General features: G+C 64.2%; 19 protein-coding genes. 7 read left to right on the top strand and 12 right to left on the bottom strand.

Annotation, left to right across the window (positions count from 1 at the left end):
• Positions 1–148: 148 nt before the first annotated feature.
• From IVB28_RS08045 to IVB28_RS08035, 3 genes are all read left to right on the top strand, one after another.
• Complete coding sequence (locus IVB28_RS08045; RefSeq protein ID WP_247525595.1) at positions 149–2,374, top strand: ATP-binding protein; 2,226 nt, start codon at positions 149–151, stop codon at positions 2,372–2,374.
• A gap of 106 nt (positions 2,375–2,480) precedes the next feature.
• A complete protein-coding gene (locus IVB28_RS08040) occupies positions 2,481–3,110 on the top strand; it encodes a histidine phosphatase family protein (RefSeq protein ID WP_247525540.1) in 630 nt (209 codons plus the stop codon).
• Positions 3,111–3,262: 152 nt separating this feature from the next.
• The gene (locus IVB28_RS08035) at positions 3,263–4,270 is read left to right on the top strand and encodes an AI-2E family transporter (protein ID WP_247525539.1); all 1,008 of its coding nucleotides are present in this window, start codon (positions 3,263–3,265) and stop codon (positions 4,268–4,270) included.
• A gap of 112 nt (positions 4,271–4,382) precedes the next feature.
• On the opposite strand, the gene IVB28_RS08030 is transcribed toward IVB28_RS08035, so the two are convergent.
• The 9 genes from IVB28_RS08030 to hisB all read right to left on the bottom strand — a co-directional run bounded on the left by IVB28_RS08030 (position 4,383) and on the right by hisB (position 11,748).
• Complete coding sequence (locus IVB28_RS08030; protein ID WP_247525538.1) at positions 4,383–6,353, bottom strand: PAS domain-containing sensor histidine kinase; 1,971 nt, start codon at positions 6,351–6,353, stop codon at positions 4,383–4,385.
• A gap of 130 nt (positions 6,354–6,483) precedes the next feature.
• Positions 6,484–6,723, bottom strand: a complete 240-nt coding sequence (locus IVB28_RS08025) for a hypothetical protein (RefSeq protein ID WP_247525537.1) — start codon at positions 6,721–6,723, stop codon at positions 6,484–6,486.
• A 104-nt stretch (positions 6,724–6,827) separates the two neighbouring features.
• A complete protein-coding gene (gene coaA / locus IVB28_RS08020; protein WP_247525536.1) occupies positions 6,828–7,784 on the bottom strand; it encodes a type I pantothenate kinase in 957 nt (318 codons plus the stop codon).
• A gap of 20 nt (positions 7,785–7,804) precedes the next feature.
• Entirely contained in the window at positions 7,805–8,131 is a 327-nt protein-coding gene (locus tag IVB28_RS08015; protein WP_247525535.1) for a phosphoribosyl-ATP diphosphatase, read from the bottom strand.
• 90 nt (positions 8,132–8,221) lie between these two features.
• Positions 8,222–8,998, bottom strand: coding sequence for an imidazole glycerol phosphate synthase subunit HisF (gene hisF, locus IVB28_RS08010; RefSeq protein WP_247525534.1), 777 nt, complete (start codon positions 8,996–8,998; stop codon positions 8,222–8,224).
• Positions 8,999–9,001: 3 nt separating this feature from the next.
• Positions 9,002–9,745 carry a 1-(5-phosphoribosyl)-5-[(5-phosphoribosylamino)methylideneamino]imidazole-4-carboxamide isomerase gene (gene hisA / locus IVB28_RS08005; RefSeq protein ID WP_247525533.1) on the bottom strand — a complete coding sequence of 248 codons (744 nt, stop codon included), beginning with the start codon at positions 9,743–9,745 and terminating at the stop codon, positions 9,002–9,004.
• Between the two features lie 166 nt (positions 9,746–9,911).
• On the bottom strand, positions 9,912–10,562 hold the full coding sequence (gene hisH / locus IVB28_RS08000; RefSeq protein WP_247525532.1) for an imidazole glycerol phosphate synthase subunit HisH: 651 nt from the start codon (positions 10,560–10,562) through the stop codon (positions 9,912–9,914).
• On the bottom strand, positions 10,559–11,089 hold the full coding sequence (locus IVB28_RS07995; RefSeq protein WP_247525530.1) for a DUF2628 domain-containing protein: 531 nt from the start codon (positions 11,087–11,089) through the stop codon (positions 10,559–10,561). The genes hisH and IVB28_RS07995 overlap by 4 nt, the downstream gene beginning before the upstream one ends.
• A gap of 65 nt (positions 11,090–11,154) precedes the next feature.
• Positions 11,155–11,748, bottom strand: coding sequence for an imidazoleglycerol-phosphate dehydratase HisB (gene hisB / locus IVB28_RS07990; protein ID WP_247525529.1), 594 nt, complete (start codon positions 11,746–11,748; stop codon positions 11,155–11,157).
• Positions 11,749–11,942: 194 nt separating this feature from the next.
• Here hisB and hslV point away from each other — a divergent pair, with 194 nt between their 5' ends.
• The 4 genes from hslV (at position 11,943) to IVB28_RS07970 (ending at position 15,813) form a co-directional block, all read left to right on the top strand.
• Positions 11,943–12,503 (top strand): ATP-dependent protease subunit HslV, encoded by a 561-nt coding sequence (gene hslV, locus IVB28_RS07985; RefSeq protein ID WP_247525528.1) that lies wholly within the window; start codon positions 11,943–11,945, stop codon positions 12,501–12,503.
• 181 nt (positions 12,504–12,684) lie between these two features.
• A complete protein-coding gene (locus tag IVB28_RS07980) occupies positions 12,685–13,302 on the top strand; it encodes a DUF2585 domain-containing protein (RefSeq protein WP_247525527.1) in 618 nt (205 codons plus the stop codon).
• Between the two features lie 53 nt (positions 13,303–13,355).
• A complete protein-coding gene (gene hslU / locus IVB28_RS07975) occupies positions 13,356–14,660 on the top strand; it encodes an ATP-dependent protease ATPase subunit HslU (protein ID WP_247525526.1) in 1,305 nt (434 codons plus the stop codon).
• Between the two features lie 28 nt (positions 14,661–14,688).
• Positions 14,689–15,813 (top strand): hypothetical protein, encoded by a 1,125-nt coding sequence (locus tag IVB28_RS07970; protein WP_247525525.1) that lies wholly within the window; start codon positions 14,689–14,691, stop codon positions 15,811–15,813.
• A 148-nt stretch (positions 15,814–15,961) separates the two neighbouring features.
• Here the strand turns inward: IVB28_RS07970 and IVB28_RS07965 are convergent, their stop codons facing one another.
• The 3 genes from IVB28_RS07965 to IVB28_RS07955 are packed head-to-tail and all read right to left on the bottom strand — an operon-like array spanning position 15,962 to position 18,787.
• Positions 15,962–16,552, bottom strand: a complete 591-nt coding sequence (locus tag IVB28_RS07965) for a Smr/MutS family protein (protein ID WP_247525524.1) — start codon at positions 16,550–16,552, stop codon at positions 15,962–15,964.
• A complete protein-coding gene (locus tag IVB28_RS07960) occupies positions 16,549–18,102 on the bottom strand; it encodes an MltA domain-containing protein (RefSeq protein ID WP_247525523.1) in 1,554 nt (517 codons plus the stop codon). The genes IVB28_RS07965 and IVB28_RS07960 overlap by 4 nt, the downstream gene beginning before the upstream one ends.
• Positions 18,080–18,787 (bottom strand): Tim44/TimA family putative adaptor protein, encoded by a 708-nt coding sequence (locus tag IVB28_RS07955; protein ID WP_247525522.1) that lies wholly within the window; start codon positions 18,785–18,787, stop codon positions 18,080–18,082. The genes IVB28_RS07960 and IVB28_RS07955 overlap by 23 nt, the downstream gene beginning before the upstream one ends.
• Between the last annotated feature and the right edge of the window lie 130 nt (positions 18,788–18,917).

The raw sequence follows: 18,917 nt of genomic DNA, 5'->3' as shown, positions 1-18,917 counted from the left end.
TTCGGGTCCGGATCACGCTCTGAGGCGTTAACACCTCGTTAGTCCTGTTCGGAGGCGGCGCCAAAGTCTCAAGCTGTTCGCAAGGTCGGCGCGACATCGTCACAGCCGGCGGTGGCAGGATTTCGAAAAAGAGTCGGGGTCGGTGACGATGGGTCGGACGTTCCGGATCAAGGTGCGCATGCGCCGCTTCAGGCGACAGCACCCCCGAATTGCCTTTGCGATCCGCTCTTTCATGATCTTCTCGGCGACCTTCGGCGGCGCCTATGGTTTCGTGACCGGCAGCCGGTCCGAGAATTCCGGCTACGATCCCCACGCGTTTGCGATCGGCGCCAGCTTCCTGTTCGCGCTCGCCTGCCTCGGCCTTGCGACGCTGAGCATGCGCCTGCGCTTCGTCAACAAGCGGCTGCGGACGCTCGCCGCCCATAACGAGGCGCTGATCGACCGCAATTGGGAGCTGAAGGAAGCGGAAGAACGCGCCCGCAGCCTGTTCGAACAGCAGGGCGACCTCATCGTGCTGCGCGACACAAGCGGCCGCATCACCTTTGCCAACGAGGCCTATTGCGCCCTCGCCGGACAGCTGCGCAGCGCGCTGGTCGGCACGCGTTTCGACTTCGACGTGCTGGAGCAGGGCGACAGCGCGCGAGAGAGCAACGGCACGCGCATCCACGACCAGAAGATCGCAACCCCGCTCGGCGCGCGCTGGATTGCCTGGCGGGAGGGCTACGTCCGCCTCGATGCCGGGCAACCCGCCGAATTGCAGAGCGTGGGCCGCGACGTCACCGATCGCACCGAGACCGAACGCGCGCTGTCCGATGCGCGTGACCAGGCCGACGCCGCCAACCGCGCCAAGTCGCGCTTTCTCGCGATGGCCTCGCACGAGATCCGCACGCCGCTGAACGGCATCATCGGCATGGGCGGCCTGTTGCTCGACACCACCCTGACGCCGGAGCAGACCACCTACGCCAGAGCGGTGAAGACGTCGGGCGAAGCCCTGATGGCGCTGATCGAGGAGCTGCTCGACTATTCCAAGATCGAGGCCGGCAAGCTCGACCTGGAGCAACGCCCGTTCGCGCTCTCGACCCTGGTCGAGGAGATCACCGAACTGCTCGCGCCGCGCGCGCAGTCAAAGCAGCTCGAGATCGCGGCCTATGTCGACGAGCGCCTGCCGCTCGAAGTCGTCGGCGATGCCGCGCGGCTGCGCCAGGTGCTGCTCAATCTCGCCGGCAATGCCATCAAATTCACAAGCAACGGCGGCGTCGCGCTGATCGTCGAACCCGGCATCTGGCCGAACGAGATCAGCTTCCTGGTCCGCGACACCGGCATCGGCATTGCTCCGGAAGCACAGCAACGCATCTTCCGCGAGTTCGAGCAGGCCGACGAGCGCGTCGCCCGAACCTATGGCGGCACCGGGCTTGGCCTCGCCATCAGCGAACGCATCGCCAGGCGCATGGGCGGCCGGATCACGCTCACGAGCGAGCCGGGCAAAGGCTCGACTTTCGAGATCGCGGTGCCGCTTCCGCCGTCGCAAGCCGGCGCGGGACAGACGGCTTTTCCGAGCCCCGACCTCGCCGGCAAGTCGATGCTGCTCGTCGCCCACGGCATCGAGGCGTCCCTGATCGCGCGCCGTCTGGAACGTTGGGGTGGCCAGACCTGCATGGTCGCGGACGCGGCGGTCGCCGAAGCGCTGCTGCCCGAACGCTCATGGCACGCCGTGCTGATTGATCGCGCGATCGGCCCTGCCGTGGCCGACCGTCTGGGTGAAATGGCTCGCCCGCATGCGCCACAGCGCCTCGTGCTGCTGACGTCGAGCTCGCGCCATGAAAAGCTGTCGCCGGCCTTCACCGGTTTTCTGGTGAAGCCCCTGCGGGCAGCCTCGCTCGCCGCGCGCCTCGCGCTGACGCCGGAGGTCGCTTCACCCGATATTGCGCCGGAACCGCCGGCTGAAGCCACCGGCGCGAAACCTGCAAAGGGCCTGTCTATCCTCGTTGCCGAGGACAACGAGATCAACGCGCTGTTGATGCGCTCGCTGCTGACGAAACTCGGCCATCGCGTTGTCATCGCCGTCCACGGCGAGGCCGCGCTGGAATCCTGGCTCGCCGCGTCCTCGGCCGGCACGCCCTATGATCTCGTGCTGATGGATATCCAGATGCCGCAGCTCGACGGCATCGAAGCGACGAAGCGGATCCGCGCGCATGAGGCCGCGACCGGCGGCCACCACACGCCGATCCTCGCGCTCACCGCCAATACGCTCGTGGAGGATCGCTATGCCTGCTTCGAGGCAGGCATGAACGGATTTCTGATCAAGCCGCTCGACCGGGAGAAGCTCGAAGAGGCGCTGGCTGCCCTGGCGGCGTCACGGCGGCTGGCCGTCTGATCCGGAACTTCGCGGGAACCTTCATCCGGCAGGAAATCGATAATTGAAATCGACCGCGTCGGGCGTCACCATGCTTGGGGGCGTTTTGCAATGAAGGACTTTGCGCATGAACGTGCTTTGCCGCCTCGCACTCGTTGTTTTTCTCGCTGGAATGTTCCGCCCCGCCGCAGCCGATACGCCGGAGCTCATCGCCTCGCTCAAGCAAGGCGGCTTTGTCCTGATCTTCCGGCACACGGCCACCGACGACAGCCAAAAGGACGTTTACCCCTTCAAGTTCGACGACATGAGCGCCCAGCGTCAGCTCAGCGAGAAGGGCAGGGATATGGCGCGGCAGATCGGGGCCGCCGTCAAGGAACTCACGATCCCGATCGGCGACGTCTACACCAGCCGGCTCAACCGCGCGATCGAGGCCGGCAAGCTGATCTCCGGCCGCGAGGTCAGGCCGGTTGACGCGTTGACGGACAGCAGCAACGCCAGCGCATCGGGAATGGCAAACCCAACGGGCGCCAATGCAAAGGCCGGCCAGGCCGTGCGTCAGCTCGTCGACGCGCCGCCGAAAGCAGGCACCAACACCTTCCTGGTCACCCACAAGACCAACATCGCCGACGCCTTCGGAAAGGAGGCCGGCGACGTGCAGGAAGGCGAAGCCTTCGTCTACAAGGCCGGCAGCTCCGGCCCCGCCAGCTTTGCGGGACGCATCAAGATTGCGGATTGGGCTGCGAACACCGGCAAGTGAAAGTCCGTAGGCAACGTGGCGACGGTGACGGGGGCGGGGCGTGACTTGCCGCTCCGCCACGCACCTGTGATACCAACGTCCCGAGAGAGCGACTGGAGGGCCGGCGACACGTGAGAACATCGGAAGACCGCTCATTCCTCGTCTGGCTTGGCGTGATCTCCGTCGCGTTCGGCTGGCTGCTTTGGCCATTCTCCGGTGCCCTGTTGTGGGCCACGCTGCTGGCGATCATCTTCGCGCCGCTCTACCGACATTGCGTGGCAGCGTTCCCGGCATGGCGCAACCTTGCCGCACTTTCCACCGTCATCGTCGTCGTCGTCATGGTCCTGATTCCGGTCGGGGTCGTCATCGCTTCGCTCGTCGACCAGGGAGGCGAGCTGTATCAGCGCGTTCAGTCCGGGGAGATCAATCTGGCGCATCCCCTGCAGCAGCTGAAAGCCGCGCTGCCGGGCTGGGCTGCGTCGCTCTCGGATCGCCTGGTCGGCATCGATCTGTCGGCGCTGAAGGAGCGCCTGTCCAGTCTGGTTGTCCCCGCCGGCCAGCAGCTCGCCGGACATGCGATCAACATCGGTCAGCTGACGCTGGAGTTCGTCGCGAGCCTGCTCGTGATGCTGTACCTGCTGTTCTTTTTCCTGCGCGACGGTGACGAGCTGAACCTACGCATTCGCGACGCGTTGCCGCTGCGGGCGAGCCACACCGCCGAGATTCTTGACACGTTCACCCTGGCGGTTCGCGGGACGATCAAGGGGATCATCCTGGTTGCCCTGCTCCAGGGAGCGCTGGGCGGGGTGATCTTCTGGCTGCTCGGCCTGACTGCGCCGCTGCTGGCAGGCGCCATCATGGCGCTGCTCTCGCTTCTGCCCGTGCTCGGCTCCGCCCTGGTCTGGGCTCCGGCCGCCATCTACCTGCTTGTGTCCGGCTCGGTCACGAAGGGGATCATCCTGCTCGCTTTCGGCACCTTCGTGATCGGTCTTTCCGACAATTTTCTCCGCCCCATCCTGGTCGGCCAGTCGATCCAAATGCCGAGTTATGTCGTGCTGCTTGCCACCCTGGGCGGCCTTGCGGCTCTCGGAGCGAACGGCTTCGTCATCGGCCCACTCGTCGCCGCAATGTTTCTGACGGCTTGGCGCATCTTCGTGACCTCTAAAGCGCGATGCGATTAGGATGAATCGCCATCGCGCTTTAGGTTGTTGTTTGAGCACGATCTTTTCGGAAAACCGCTGCGCACTTTTCCGGATCATGCTTTAAGCGCGGCGGGACGTCCGGGAATGACCCTCACTCCTTGCGGGGTCGGTCCAGCACCTCGCGCACGCGCAGCGCCAGCTTTGCTTGGGAAATCGGCTTTTCGAGCAGGTCGACGCCTTCATCGAGCCGTCCCTGATGGACCACGGCATTCCTCGAATAGCCGGTCATGTAGAGGACCTTCAATCCCGGCCGGATCTGCTGCGCCCGTCTGCCGAGTTCGCGCCCATTGATTCCGGGCATGACGACATCGGTGAGCAGCAGGTTCACCTTGGACTCCTCTTGGAGCAGGATCGTCAGCGCGCCCTGGGCATTCGGGGCAGAAACGACCCGGTAGTTCAGATCACGCAGCACATTGGCCACGTAAGCCCTGAGGTCGGAATCATCTTCGACAACGAGAATGGTCTCGACCTTTTCTCCTTCAGGCAAGACATCGTCCGGCTCGCTCACGGCCGGCTGGAGCGTGCCGTGATAGCGCGGGAAATACATCTTGATGCTCGTGCCCTGGCCTACCTCGCTATAGATCTTCACGTGCCCGCCGGACTGCTTGACGAAGCCGTAGACCTGACTGAGTCCGAGCCCGGTCCCCTGGCCCGGCTCCTTGGTCGTAAAGAAGGGCTCGAAGGCGTGATCGACGACGTCCGCGGTCATTCCGCTTCCGGTATCGGTCACGCAGATGACGACGTACTGGCCGGGAGACAGCTCGGGATTGAGCCGGCTATAATCATCGTCAGCTGCGACGTTCACGGCCTCGACCGTGAGCTTGCCGCCTTCCGGCATGGCATCGCGGGCGTTGATCGCAAGATTAATGATCGCCGATTCGAGATGATTGGTATCGGCCTCGATTTGCCAGACACCAGCGCTGCCGACGGTCTCGACCTCAATGCGCTCGCCCAGTGTGCGCTGGAGAAATTCCTGCACGCCATTGAGGAAGTTGTTGACGTTGATCGGTTTGGGATCGAGCGCCTGCCGGCGAGAAAAGGCAAGAAGACGGCTGGTGAGCGCCGCGGCTCTCTGAGCGCCACGCTTGGCATGCGATAAAGAGCGCTGCAGATTGCCGCTGCCGGCCAATTGGCGGGCATTGCGCTCGGCGGTTTCGATATTCCCGAGCACGATCATCAGCAGATTGTTGAAATCGTGCGCAATGCCACCACTGAGCTGCCCGACGGCTTCGAGCTTCTGAGACGCAAGCAGCTGCTCCTGGACCTGCTTGAGCTCGTCCTGCGCACGCTTGCGCTCGGTCAGATCGCGGGTGACCTTTGCAAAGCCGATGATGTGGCCTGCCTCGTCGACGATCCGATCGATGACGACCGAGGCCCAGAAGCGCGACCCATCCTTGCGCATGCGCCAGCCTTCAGCCTCGAAGCGGCCGTGCTCGGCAGCTTCCGCCAGCGCGCGTTTCGGGACTCCGATTTCGAGATCCTCGGGCGTATAGAACTGGCTGAAGTGGCGCCCGATGATCTCATTCGGTGCGTAGCCCTTGATGCGCTCGGCGCCGGGATTCCAGCTCGCCACGTTACCCTCGGGGTCGAGCTGGAAGATGGCATAGTCGATGACGGCTTCGATCAATCGGCGGTAGCGTCGCTCGCTCTCCAACAGATCGAGATGGGCCTGCTGACGTTCGGTGATGTCACGCGTCACCTTGGCGAAACCGATCAACCGACCCTGCTCGTCCTTGATGGCATCGAGCACGACGAGCGCCCAAAACCGGCTGCCATCCTTGCGGACGCGCCATCCTTCGGAATTGAAGCGTCCGGTCTCACGTGCCGTCGCCAGCGCCTTCCCGGGCGAATCTGCAGCGCGGTCCTCGGGCGTGTAGAACACTGAAAACGATTTGCCGACGATCTCGCTGGCGAGATATCCCTTGAGACGCTCCGCGCCCGCGTTCCAGCTTCTCACCGTGCCGTCGATGTCGAGCATGAAGATGGCGTAATCGACGATCGCGTTGACGAGCAATTCAAGGCGGCGGCCGTCCCCGATCTCGTCGAGTGGCGTTTGGCTCATTTTTGTCCTGAAGGTACTCGCGGGATGGCTGACCAGCCCAACGGCCCTTCAGCCGACATTGTTCCCTGCCAGCGTACGATTATACCTGCGCCTAGATCAGCGAGGGATTATGGCTTGCGGGAGCGGCCCCTCAGGGGGCGTAAGCGAGAAAGCGCGGCGCAGAAAGCTTTTCGGGCGGCACCTGGGTTCCCTTGAAGATGGTGTCTGCCTTGGCTGCGCGCTTGCAATGCGGGCAAACGAAGAGATGCGCGATGACCGGGATCGGCTCGTCCGCGAGCAGTTCAGAGCGAAACCACTTCATTTCGATGCGGCAGTCGGGACAGATCGGTGCTTCGAGGTGCTCAGCGGCACTTCTGAGACGGTCAACCATGGGGCCTCTCACGTTATCGAAGGCCATAACGGAATACCCTTTGTTGGTCAGCAACAAAAGACACTCAGTCTGAAATTAAACGACGGACCGCGCCGAGCGCGGGATTACAGCCGCCTGAGCGCCACGCTCTCCACCGTGTGGTCGGCGCCCTTCTTCAGAATCAGCGTCGCGCGGGGGCGGGTCGGCAGAATGTTGTCCTCGAGATTGGCAAGGTTGGTGCGCTCCCAGATCGCGATCGCCGTGGCGGTAGCTTCCTCGTCCGACAGCAGCGCGTAGCGGTTGAAGTAGGATTTTGGATTCGTGAACGCGGTGTCACGCAGCGCCAGGAAGCGCTTGATGTACCATTGCCGCAGCGCCGCTTCGTCGGCGTCGATATAAACCGAGAAATCGAAGAAGTCGGAGACGACGGGCACCGCCTTGCCGTCGCGCGGCAGCTTGCCAGTTTGCAGCACGTTGACGCCCTCGACGATCAGGATGTCGGGCTGGTCGATCTCGGCCCACTGGCTCGGCACGATGTCGTAGGTCAGATGCGAATAGACCGGGGCGCGCACGTGGCGGCGGCCGGATTTGATGTCGGAAAGGAAGCTGAGCAGCAGCGGCAGGTCGTAGCTCTCCGGGAAGCCCTTCTTCTGCATGATGCCCTGCCGCTCGAGCACCGCGTTGGGATAGAGAAATCCGTCGGTCGTGATCAGTTCGACCTTCGGCCGGGGCGACCAGCGCGCCAGCAGCGCCTGAAGCACGCGAGCCGTGGTGGATTTCCCGACCGCCACCGAGCCGGCGACGCCGATGATGTAGGGCACCTTGCGGTCGCGGATGTCGAGGAATTGGCGCTCGGCGTAATACAGGCGCTGCATCGCGTCGACATAGATGGAGAGCAGACGCGACAACGGAAGATAGATGTCCTCGACTTCCTTGAGATCGAGGCGATCGTGCAGCGAGCGCAACCGGTCGAACTCACCAGGCTCCAGCGTCATCGGCGTATCGTCGCGCAGACGCGCCCACTCCTCGCGCGTATAGATGCGGTACGGATTGTACTGCTGCTCGGGTGCGCGGATATCCATGACGCGACCTCTCCACTCGGCTAGTTGCCGCCCTTGCGCGACGCCTTCTCTTCCAAGCCCGACATCGTGGTTCGCTTCTCGAGCGTCGCCTCGACCTCTTCCAGCTTTACGCCGCGTGCCTTGAGCAACACAAGGAAATGATAGAGCAGGTCCGCGCTCTCGGCGACCAGATGCGCGCGATCGTTTTCGACTGCTGCGATTACGGTTTCGACTGCTTCCTCACCGAACTTCTTGGCGCAATGCTCGGCGCCCTTGTCGAGGAGCTTGCGGGTATAGGACGCTTCGCCGCCGGCCGCCGCGCGGGCGTCGATGGTCTCGGCCAGATCGTGGATCGTGAAACGCGGCATCGGAATTACTCGGAAACACGATTGGCAACAGACTTGGCCACGGAGGCCATTCCCCGCCGCCTCATGTAGCACTTTTGCGAACGGGAGTCGTCAGGCATCGAGGCGCATCGCCAGTCCGCGCCGGGCCATGTGCTCCTTGGCTTCGCGAATGGTGAATTCCCCGAAATGGAAGATCGAGGCGGCCAGCACCGCCGTCGCGTGGCCGTCGCGAATGCCGTCGACGAGGTGGTCGAGATTGCCGACACCGCCCGAGGCGATCACGGGAACGGGAATGCTGTCGGCGATCGCCCGGGTCAGCGGGATGTCAAAACCTTGCCTGGTGCCGTCGCGATCCATCGAGGTGAGCAGGATTTCACCGGCGCCGAGCGAGACCACCTCCTGGGCATATTCGATGGCGTCGATGCCGGTCGAGTTGCGGCCGCCATGGGTGAATATCTCCCAGCGCTCTCCGCCACCGGCGCGCTTGACCCGCTTGGCATCGATCGCGACCACGACGCACTGTTCGCCGAATTTTTCGGCGGCTTCCTTGACGAACTCGCGCCGCGACACCGCCGCGCTGTTGATCGAGACCTTGTCGGCGCCGGCGCGCAGCAGCGTCTTGATATCGTTGACCTCACGCACGCCGCCGCCGACGGTGACAGGCATGAAGCAGGCTTCCGCCGTGCGGCGGACGACGTCCAGCATGATGCCGCGGTTCTCATGGGTGGCGGTGATGTCGAGAAACGTGAGCTCGTCGGCGCCGGCCGCGTCATAAGCGATCGCGGCTTCGACGGGGTCGCCGGCATCCCTGAGATCGACGAAGTTGACGCCCTTGACGACGCGGCCGTCCTTGACGTCGAGGCAGGGGATCACGCGCACCTTGAACATGTGTCAGCTCCCAGGCGCGCGTGCGCTGCGGATCAGAGTGAGGGCGGCCGCAGGATCGAGCCGGCCGTCGTAGAGCGCACGGCCCGCAATCGCGCCGGCGAGCCGCGATGCCCGTGGCGTCAGCATCGCCTTGACGTCCTCGATCGAGGCGAGGCCTCCGGAGGCGATCACGGGAATCGAGATGGCGTTGGCCAGAGCAATGGTCGCATCCAGGTTCAGGCCCTTGAGCAGGCCGTCGCGCGCGATATCGGTGAAGATGATGGCGGCGACGCCGGCGTCCTCGAAACGCTGCGCGATCTCGAGCACCGTCACCTGCGAGGTCTCGGCCCAGCCTTCGACCGCGACCTTGCCGTCACGCGCATCGAGCCCGACCGCGACACGGCCGGGAAACTTCTTCGCGGCCGCCTTCACCAACTCCGGATCGCGCACCGCGGCGGTGCCGATGATGACGCGGGTGATGCCCTTGGCGAGCCAGGCTTCGACGGTTTTGAGATCGCGAATGCCGCCGCCGAGCTGCACCGGGATCTTGATCGTCTTCAGCATCGCCTCGACAGCCTCGGCATTCACCGGCTTGCCGGCAAATGCCCCGTCGAGGTCGACGACGTGGAGATACTCAAAACCCTGCCCGGCAAAGCTCTGCGCCTGCGCTGCGGGATTGAGGTTGAACACGGTCGCGCGCGCCATGTCGCCTTGCTCGAGGCGCACGCATTGGCCATTCTTGAGGTCGATCGCGGGAAAGAGAATCATGTGTTGGCAGCGCCCTTTCCGCGCGCACGGTCCGCTCCCTCCCCCCTTGTGGGGGAGGGTTGGGGAGAGGGGTAGGCGCGGGCACCGCCGTTGGGGCTTACCCCCCTCCCGAATGCTTCGCATTCGACCTCCCCCACAAGGGGGGAGGTAACAAGAGAGGCGGCCATCACGGTTTCCATCGCAAGAAGTTCGAGATCAGGGCCAGGCCGAAACGCTGGCTCTTCTCGGGGTGAAACTGCGTGCCGATCGCGGTGTCCTTGCCGACGATCGCGGTTACGGGCCCGCCGTAATCGGCGCGCGCGAGCACGTCCGCCTCGTTGGCGGGGTTGAGGTGATAGGAGTGCACGAAATAGGCGTGCTGGCCCTTGGGGCCGAGCGGCAGCTTGTCCAGCACCGGATGCTCCCTGAGCACCTCGAGCGTATTCCAGCCCATGTGTGGGATCTTCAGGCTTTCATCGCGTGGCGTGATCTTCTCGACGTCCCCGCCGATCCAGTTCAAGCCTTCGGTGATGACATGCTCCTTGCCGCGGCTCGCCATCAATTGCATGCCGACGCAGATGCCGAAAAAGGGCCGCGCCTTGACGCGCACCGCCTCGGTGATCGCCTCGACCATACCGTTGACGGCATCCAGCCCGCGCCGGCAATCGGCGAAGGCGCCGACGCCCGGCAGCACCAGACGATCGGCTTCATAGGCCTGGTCCGGATCGCTGGTGACGAAGACCTTCTGCGGGTTCTCCAGGCTGCGCGCGGCGCGCTCGAACGCCTTGGCGGCGGAATGCAGGTTGCCGGAACCGTAATCGATGATGGCGACGCTCATCTTGACCCTCCCGGCTCTGGAAACAATCCAATGATGCCGCCGGCCGGAATCGGCGGCGGGTTCGAAAATTGCTGACCCGGCACACTCCGGGTCGGCGGCGGGCCGCCGCGATCGACAGCCCATTGATCGTTGACAATACCGTGCTGCTTCTGGCTCCAGCGCTCGAAGAAGCGCCGCTCGGCAGTGTCCTCGTCGTCGGCAACGACCACGTCGAGCTGCCGCCATTTGCCGCGCGACAGCGTCCAGCGACGCAGGCTGGAGGCCTCAAGACCCGTCAGCAGCGCGACGATGAGATCGGCGAAGAAGATCGAAGAGCGTCCGACACCGAGGCTCGACAGCCCCGCGTTGAACGCGGCGAGGAAAATCAGAGAGCCGATCAGTACCAGCCATAGCCGATGCCACAGCAGCCAGAACGGACCGAAGATCATCGCCCAGAAATGAAAACCGTCGCGCACGAACACGAACTTGTCGGTCGCGCGCAGATCGGCTCCGGCAGGTGAGGGAGCATGAACTGTGTAGACAGGCATGGTGATGCCCCGTTCCTAGGAATTCAGTGATACCGCAAGCGGCGCGCGCCGCGGGCCGAAAGACGTCAGCCGCCGAGCGAGCCTTTGGTGGACGGGATCTCGCCCGCCGCTTTCGGATCGATCGCTACCGCCGTGCGCAGCGCCCGCGCCAGACCCTTGAAGCAGGACTCGGCGATGTGGTGGCTGTTATCGCCATATAGGGTCTCGACGTGGAGAGTCACGCCGGCGTTGATGGCGAAGGCCTGGAACCACTCGCGCACCAGCTCGGTGTCGAACTCACCGATCTTGTCGCGGGGGAAGTCGGCCTTGAACACCAGGAACGGACGGCCCGAGATGTCGATGACCACGCGCGACAGCGTCTCGTCCATGGGCATGTGCACGCCGGCATAGCGGGTGATGCCCGCCATGTTGCCGAGCGCCTGCCTGACCGCCTGGCCGAGCGCGATGCCGGTGTCTTCGGTGGTATGGTGATAATCAATGTGCAGATCGCCCACCGCCTTGACCGTGAGGTCAATGCGGGAATGGCGGGCGAGGAGATCGAGCATATGGTCGAAAAAGCCGACGCCGGTCGCGATATTGGACACGCCGGTGCCATCGAGGTTCACGGTGACCTCGATGTCGGTTTCCTTGGTCTTGCGCTTGATCGTCGCGGTGCGCATTGAAGGCTTTCGCTGGGGTTTGGCCTGAAACGCCAGTCTATTAACAGCCAAATGCCCCCTTCGCTACTGCGGGAACGGCCGGCGGGACCTCTACTTCTGCCTATGGTGAGTGAAATTCGGCCCGGAACGGCCGTTGTGCGCCAGTTGTCCCCTTCGCCCTGACCGCCTAAATCAGGCGGACAACGAGGTACTTCATGCAGGATTCCCAAAGCAGCTCGCCGGGCTGGCACGGCACCACGATTTTGACGGTTCGCAAGGCCGGCAAGGTGGTGGTCGGCGGCGACGGCCAGGTCTCGATCGGCCAGACCGTGATCAAGTCCAACGCCAAGAAGGTCCGAAAGCTGGGCAAGGGCGACGTGATCGGCGGCTTTGCTGGCGCGACCGCCGACGCCTTCACCCTGTTTGAGCGGCTGGAAGCCAAACTCGAGCAATATCCGGGGCAGCTGACCCGGGCCGCAGTGGAGTTGGCCAAGGACTGGCGCACCGACCGCTATTTGCGGCGGCTGGAGGCCATGATGATCGTGGCCGACAAGGACGTCTCCCTGGTGCTGACAGGCACCGGCGACGTGCTGGAGCCCGAGGCCGGGGTGATGGCGATCGGCTCCGGCGGCAATTACGCACTGGCGGCGGCACGGGCCCTGCTCGATACCGACAAGGACGCCGAGACCATCGTCCGCCGCTCCCTCGACATCGCCGCCGACATCTGCGTCTACACCAACCGGAATTTGACCGTCGAGAGCCTGGCGACGGGGTAGAGGATCCATCTGTGGATGAACAGCGCAGCTCCGGGCTCGGTCTAACCTCTCCCGCTTGCGGGAGAGGTCGGCGCGTAGCGCCGGGTGAGGGCTCTCGCCTCTTGGGGGTTCTTGCTAGCGGAGATACCCTCTCCCCAACCCTCTCCCGCAAGCGGGCCAGGGAGCGCAGCGCCGCCTTGGCATGACGCTCGCGCCCGTTAAAAAAGCCACGACAGCGATCCCTCCAGCCTACTGGGTCGGCATCGCGCTGTTGCTGCTGGCGCTGCAGGCCTCCATCCTGCTTGCGATGGGGCGGGTGCCGATCTGCACCTGCGGCTATGTCAAACTCTGGCATGGCGTGGTCAACAGCTCGGAGAATTCCCAGCACATTGCCGACTGGTACACCTTCTCGCACATCCTGCACGGCTTCCTGTTCTATGGCCTGACCTGGCTGCTGTTCGCGCGGCTGCCGTTGCTGACTCTGTCGTGGCCGGCACGGCTGATCGTCGCCATGCTGATCGAGGGCGCCTGGGAGATCGTCGAGAACTCGCCGTTCATCATCGAGCGCTACCGCGCCGGCACGATCTCGCTGGATTATTTCGGCGACAGCATCGTCAATTCGGTCTCCGACAATCTGGCCATGGTGCTGGGGTTCCTCGCTGCGCGTGTGCTGCCCGTGTCCGCGACCGTCCTGCTCGGGATCGCCTTCGAAATCATGCTGGCGCTGCACATTCGCGACAATCTGACACTCAATATCCTGATGCTGATCCATCCGGTCGAGGTCGTGAAGCAATGGCAATCCGGCCCGCCGATCATCTGACGGTCGAAAAAACCGGCTTGTCCCGGCCCGCAACTGACCCTAGCTAAGGTCCCATGACAGACTTCTCTCCCCGTGAAATCGTTTCCGAACTCGATCGTTTCATCGTCGGCCAGGCCGATGCCAAGCGCGCCGTGTCGATCGCGCTGCGCAACCGCTGGCGGCGGCAGCAGCTCGAAGGCTCCCTGCGCGAAGAGGTGTTGCCGAAGAACATTCTGATGATCGGGCCCACCGGCGTCGGCAAAACAGAGATCGCGCGGCGACTGGCGAAACTTGCGAATGCGCCCTTCCTGAAGGTGGAAGCGACCAAATTCACCGAGGTCGGCTATGTCGGCCGCGATGTCGAGCAGATCGTGCGCGATCTCGTCGAGGTCGCGATCGCCCAGGTCCGCGAGAAGAAGCGCAAGGACGTGCACGCTCGCGCGCAGCTCGCCGCCGAGGAGCGCGTGCTCGACGCGCTGGTCGGCGCCAATGCCAGTCCCGCGACGCGCGAATCCTTCCGCAAGAAGCTGCGCGCCGGCGAGCTCAACGACAAGGAAATCGAGGTCGAGACGCAGTCGTCCGGTAGCGGCATGCCGATGTTCGAAATCCCCGGCATGCCGGGCGCGCAGATGGGCGCGATCTCGATCGGCGACATTTTCGGCAAGCTCGGCGGCCGCAGCAAGACGCGGCGGCTGACCGTGGAAGGCTCGCACGAGATCCTCGTCAACGAAGAGTCCGACAAGCTGCTGGACACCGATCAGCTGACGCTGGAGGCGATCAGCGCGGTCGAGAACAACGGCATCGTGTTTCTCGACGAGATCGACAAGATCTGCGCGCGTGACGGCCGCGTCGGCGGCGATGTCTCGCGCGAGGGGGTGCAGCGCGATCTCCTGCCCTTGATCGAAGGCACCACGGTCTCCACCAAGCACGGCGCGGTCAAGACCGACCACATCCTGTTCATCGCCTCCGGCGCCTTCCACGTCGCAAAGCCGTCAGACCTGTTGCCGGAATTGCAGGGTCGCTTGCCCATCCGCGTCGAATTGCAGGCGCTGACCCGCAATGACATGCGCCGCATCCTGACCGAGCCCGAGGCCTCGCTGATCAAGCAATATGTCGCCTTGATGCAGACCGAGGGCGTGACGCTCGACATCACCGACAGCGCCATCGACGCGCTCGCCGATGTCGCGGTCGCCGTGAACTCGACGGTCGAGAACATCGGCGCGCGGCGGCTGCAGACCGTGATGGAGCGGGTGCTGGACGAGATCTCCTTCACCGCCCCCGACCGCAGCGGCGAGACCGTCCGGGTCGATGCGGATTTCGTGCAGAAGCACGTTGGCGACCTCGCCAAGAATGCGGATTTGAGCCGGTTTATTTTGTGATTTCGGGCGGTCACGCTATTGATGCGGCGTGACCGTACGCATCCTGCAAAATCCCTGGCGTCTCCTGCTCGCGGTCAACGCGGCTGTCATCATTGGCGTGTTCGTCCACAAGATCGAGCTGCCGCCTTACGTCCCCTATATCCATCTCCTGGTCGACTATCATTTCGGCTTCATCAAGCGCGCACTGATCGGCGCGATCGTCGCGCTGTTCACGGACAAGGTGCCGGTATGGTCGGTGTTCGCGCTCGGCGGCGCGACGTGGCTGGTGACATCGGCCCTCTATGCAAGACTGTTCCAGAAGACCTTCGGCTTCACCGCGCAAACGCTGCCGCTGTTCGTCTTCATGGCGGGTTCGCCGTTCTTCCTGAAGAACTTCATGCACACGCTCGGCCATTTCGACATCTATGGCTGTGCGCTGGCGCTCGTCCTGCTGCTGATGCCAGCGGGCTCATTGCTTTTCGTGGCGACGGCTGCGCTGTTCTCGATCATCCTCGTGCTGATCCACCACATTCATCTGCTGATGTATGTGCCGACGATCGTCACCATCGTCGTGGTCAGGCACTATCTCGCTTGCGGGCTCGATCGCAGCAACGTCATCTTCGGCATCCTCGCCTTGCTCATCGTCGCGGTGCTGTTCTTTGCCGCGCAATTCCTGGGAACGATGCCGATCCCGGAAGCGGATTTCGTCGCGTATCTGAAGAGCCGGATGGCCGATCCCGCGCGAACCGACCTGCTGCAATTCGCCTACATCTGGTACCAGCCGCTCGCGAAGGAGGTTTCGGACACCTGGGGCCGCCTGCCGCACAACATCCTCGGCGTGCCCGTGTTCGCGCTGCTGGTCTGGCTGCACATTCCGCTGTGGCGCTTTTTTGCGGAGCTGATCGGCGCGCTCGCAAGCGAGACGCACCGCCGCCTGGTGATCGCGGCGCTGATCGGGATCAGCCTCGCCTATGTCGTGATGTTCGCGATGGTGTTCGACTATTCCCGCTGGATCTCGAACTGGGCGGTGTGCATGTTCCTGATCCTGCATGCGGTGAAGATGCTGCCGGCTGCGCGCGAGACGGCGCCGGTTCCGGCGGAGGATCAGAACACCAATATCTTCGGCTTGATCATCGCGCTGATCCCGCGCGTCGGAATCATCCGGCCGTTTTAGGCGGTGCGCCCCCTCGCCCGCTTGCGGGAGAGGGCTGGGAGAGGGTGTCTCCGCAACGGGACAATCTCCAAGCGGAGAAAACCCTCACCCGCCGCGCTTGCGCGCGACGATCTCTTCCGCAAGCGGGAGAGGTTACAGCGAGCCCGCGTTAAAACTTCGCCCGACGAATCCGCACGTAAAGCGCGCCCGCGCCGCCATGGCCGATACCGGCCTCTTCAAACCCCACGACGAAGGCGCGGAATTCCGGCAGGCTCAGCCATTCCGGCACCTGACGCCGCAGCACGCCGCTTTCGCCGCCGCTACGGCCCTTGCCGGTGATGACGAGCACGAAGGTCAGGCCGTCGTGATGGGCGCGGTGCAGGAAGCCGGTCAGCGCTCGATGGGCGCGCGTCTGGGTCATGCCGTGCAGATCGAGCCGCGCCTCGATCTCGCTGCGGCCGCGCGACAGTTTTGTCCGCTCGCGCTTGCCCAGCGGCGCCAAAGGCGGGACGGATGGTTTTGCGGCGCGCGGTGCCGGCGCTGCGGCAATCGGGCGGGGCGATGACGCAGGCCGCGCGACCGGTGCGGCAGGTGAAGGCTCGGCGCGCGGCGGAGCATGCGCCTTCGCCGTGCGGTGCTTCCGCAGCGGCTTGACCTGTTTGGCAACGATCTGCCACAGCTCGCGCTCCTCCTCGCTCAAGGCGCGGCGGCGCGGCGAGGGACGAGGCTCCAGCACGGGCGGACGGGACGATCGCTTCATTGCTGCCGATGGGGACGTTTCTTCGCCGGCCGCTGCGGTTCGGACGCAGGCTCGATCACGGGACGCGGCGCGGGCAGCGGGACCGGACCGGCGATGGCGACGGTGTCGGTCTTGGTTTCGGCAGGACCTGTGGCGGCAGCAGGCTTCGCCGTTGCTTTGCCCGGATCGGTTTGCGGAAACAGCTTTGCGATCTTCTCCGAAGGGCGCGGATCGGGCACCGGCAGCCGGGCGCCGCGCGCCGTGGGATCGAGGCCCTTCGGCACCAGCATCACGAAGTGCATGGGATGGCGCAGCCGCCCGGAGACGCGGCCCGCTTCCTGGCCAGCGCCGAAAAACAGATCGGCGCGCGCGGGACCGATGATGGCCGAGCCGGTGTCCTGCGCGATCATCAGCCGGTGGAACGGTGTCTTGGAGCGCTCCGAATCGATCGGAAGCTCGCCCTCGATGAAGAACGGCGTGCCGTAGACATGCAGCGATTTGTCGACGGCAATGGAGCGCCCCGCGGTCAGCGGAATGCCTTGCGCACCCACCGCCTCGTCCTTGTCGGAGAGGTTGACCTCGCGGAAGAAGATGTAGGCGCGGTTCGCGCGGCGCAGCTCCTTGGCGCCATCAGGGTTTTGCGTCATCCATTCCCTGATCTTCTGCATCGACATCTCCTCTTTCGGGATGATGCCGCGCTCGATCAGGATGCGACCGACAGCCGTATAGGGATAGCCGTTATAGGCGTCGTAGTTCAGCCGGACCGAGCTGCCGTCGTCGAACTTGATCCGCGCCGAGCCCTGGATCTGCGCGAACAGCAGATCGGTCGGATCCTTCAGCCAGGCGATCTCCAGCCCGCGGCCGGCGATCTTGCCATCCTCGATCTCGCCGCGATCGTAATACGGCACCAGCTTGCGCCGGCCGATCTTGCGATAGACCGGCCCCTTGTTGGGCAGGCTGACCGAGTCCTGCTTGTAGCCGCGCACGAACAGATTCGAGGGACGGCGGTAGACCGGAACGTTGTAGACATCGGTCTGGGTTCGCGATCCCTCCAGCACCGGCTCATAATAGCCGGTGACGAAGCCGTCGGGCTCGCCGAGACGCGAGATCCGCAGCGGCGAAAAGTTCTCCTCGAAGAAGGTCTTTGCCTTGGCATCGTCGGTGAGCTCGAGCGATTTGGCGAGCCGGCAAGGTTCGCTCAGCGAGCCGCCAATTGCTTTTGATTCGCCCTTCGCCTCGGCCGCGCCGGTCTGCGCATTGATCGGCCGGCAGCTGGCGCGGAACGTTTTGTAGGCGGCGAGATGATTGTCATCGCCCCAGCCTTTCATGTCCGCCCAGGCCAGTGGCAGATATTGCGCGCCTGATATTTCGAACGGCAGCGGCAGTTGCGGATAGGGCAAGGCCCGCGGCGGAGCGGCAGGCAGTTGCGGAGGATGATGGTGGTGGTGGCTTCGATAGTGGCGCCGCGCCGCTTCGGCGCCGAGCGAAAACGACGACAGCACGACGACGCCTGCGCAAAGCGCGGTCGCGCTGGTCTTCAGAAAGACCTTAATTCGCGCTTCCGGTGCCAACCAGCTTCCAGTTCGGATCGCGAGAGGTGATGTCGCGGGCGAAAGTCCAGATGTCGGTGATGTCGGCGACCGTATCGGCGCTGCCGTCGACGATGTTGCCGGCCTTGTCTCGGGTTGCCGAGATCATCTGCGAGACGAAACGGATCGTGAGCTGGGCGGTACGGTCGCGCAGCTCGGCGCCGACGAGCTCGGCCTTGTCGATCGAGACGAAGCGGGTCTCGGTCTTCTGCTCGTTCTTCTCGCGCTCCTTGATGGCGGCGTCGAAGCTGTCATAGACCTCCGACGACAACAGGTCGCGCAGCGCGCGGCGGTCGCCATTGGCAAAGGCCAGCACGATCATCTCGTAGGCGCCGCGGGCGCCCGAGACGAAATGACGCGGATCGAACGTGGAATCCTTCTCGACGATGGCATCCAGGCCCTGCGCCAGCACGGTACCCGGCTCGGTCAGGCCCTTCCAGCGGTCGGAGGGCGGGGTCGGCTCGGCCGTCGGCGCCAGCGGGGCCTGGTCGATCACCTTGCCTGGCATGGTCACGACGTTGTTGTCCTGGGCACCCCCCAACGCATTGCGGGCGGCGGTCCGATCGAACGGCGGCCGCTCGTTTCCAGTTCGCTGCCCGAGCACGCTGCGCAGCCGCAGAAAGATGAAGACCGCCAGCGCCAGGAAGATAATGGTGTAGATGTCCACGTCGTATTCGCTTTCTGGTCTTTGCTCTGGGTCTTCGCTTTGGGGTCGTCGCCGGGAAAATCAATCCGGCCAGTAGACCGTTCCATACGGGAACGGCAAGTCTACATCGCCATTTTAGGTCCGCGTCAGG

Source organism: Bradyrhizobium sp. 199, from assembly GCF_023073355.1.
Classification (GTDB): Bacteria; Pseudomonadota; Alphaproteobacteria; order Rhizobiales; family Xanthobacteraceae; genus Bradyrhizobium.
The sequence above is the reverse complement of the archived record's forward strand: the minus strand, read 5'-3'. Positions and strand labels throughout refer to the sequence as shown.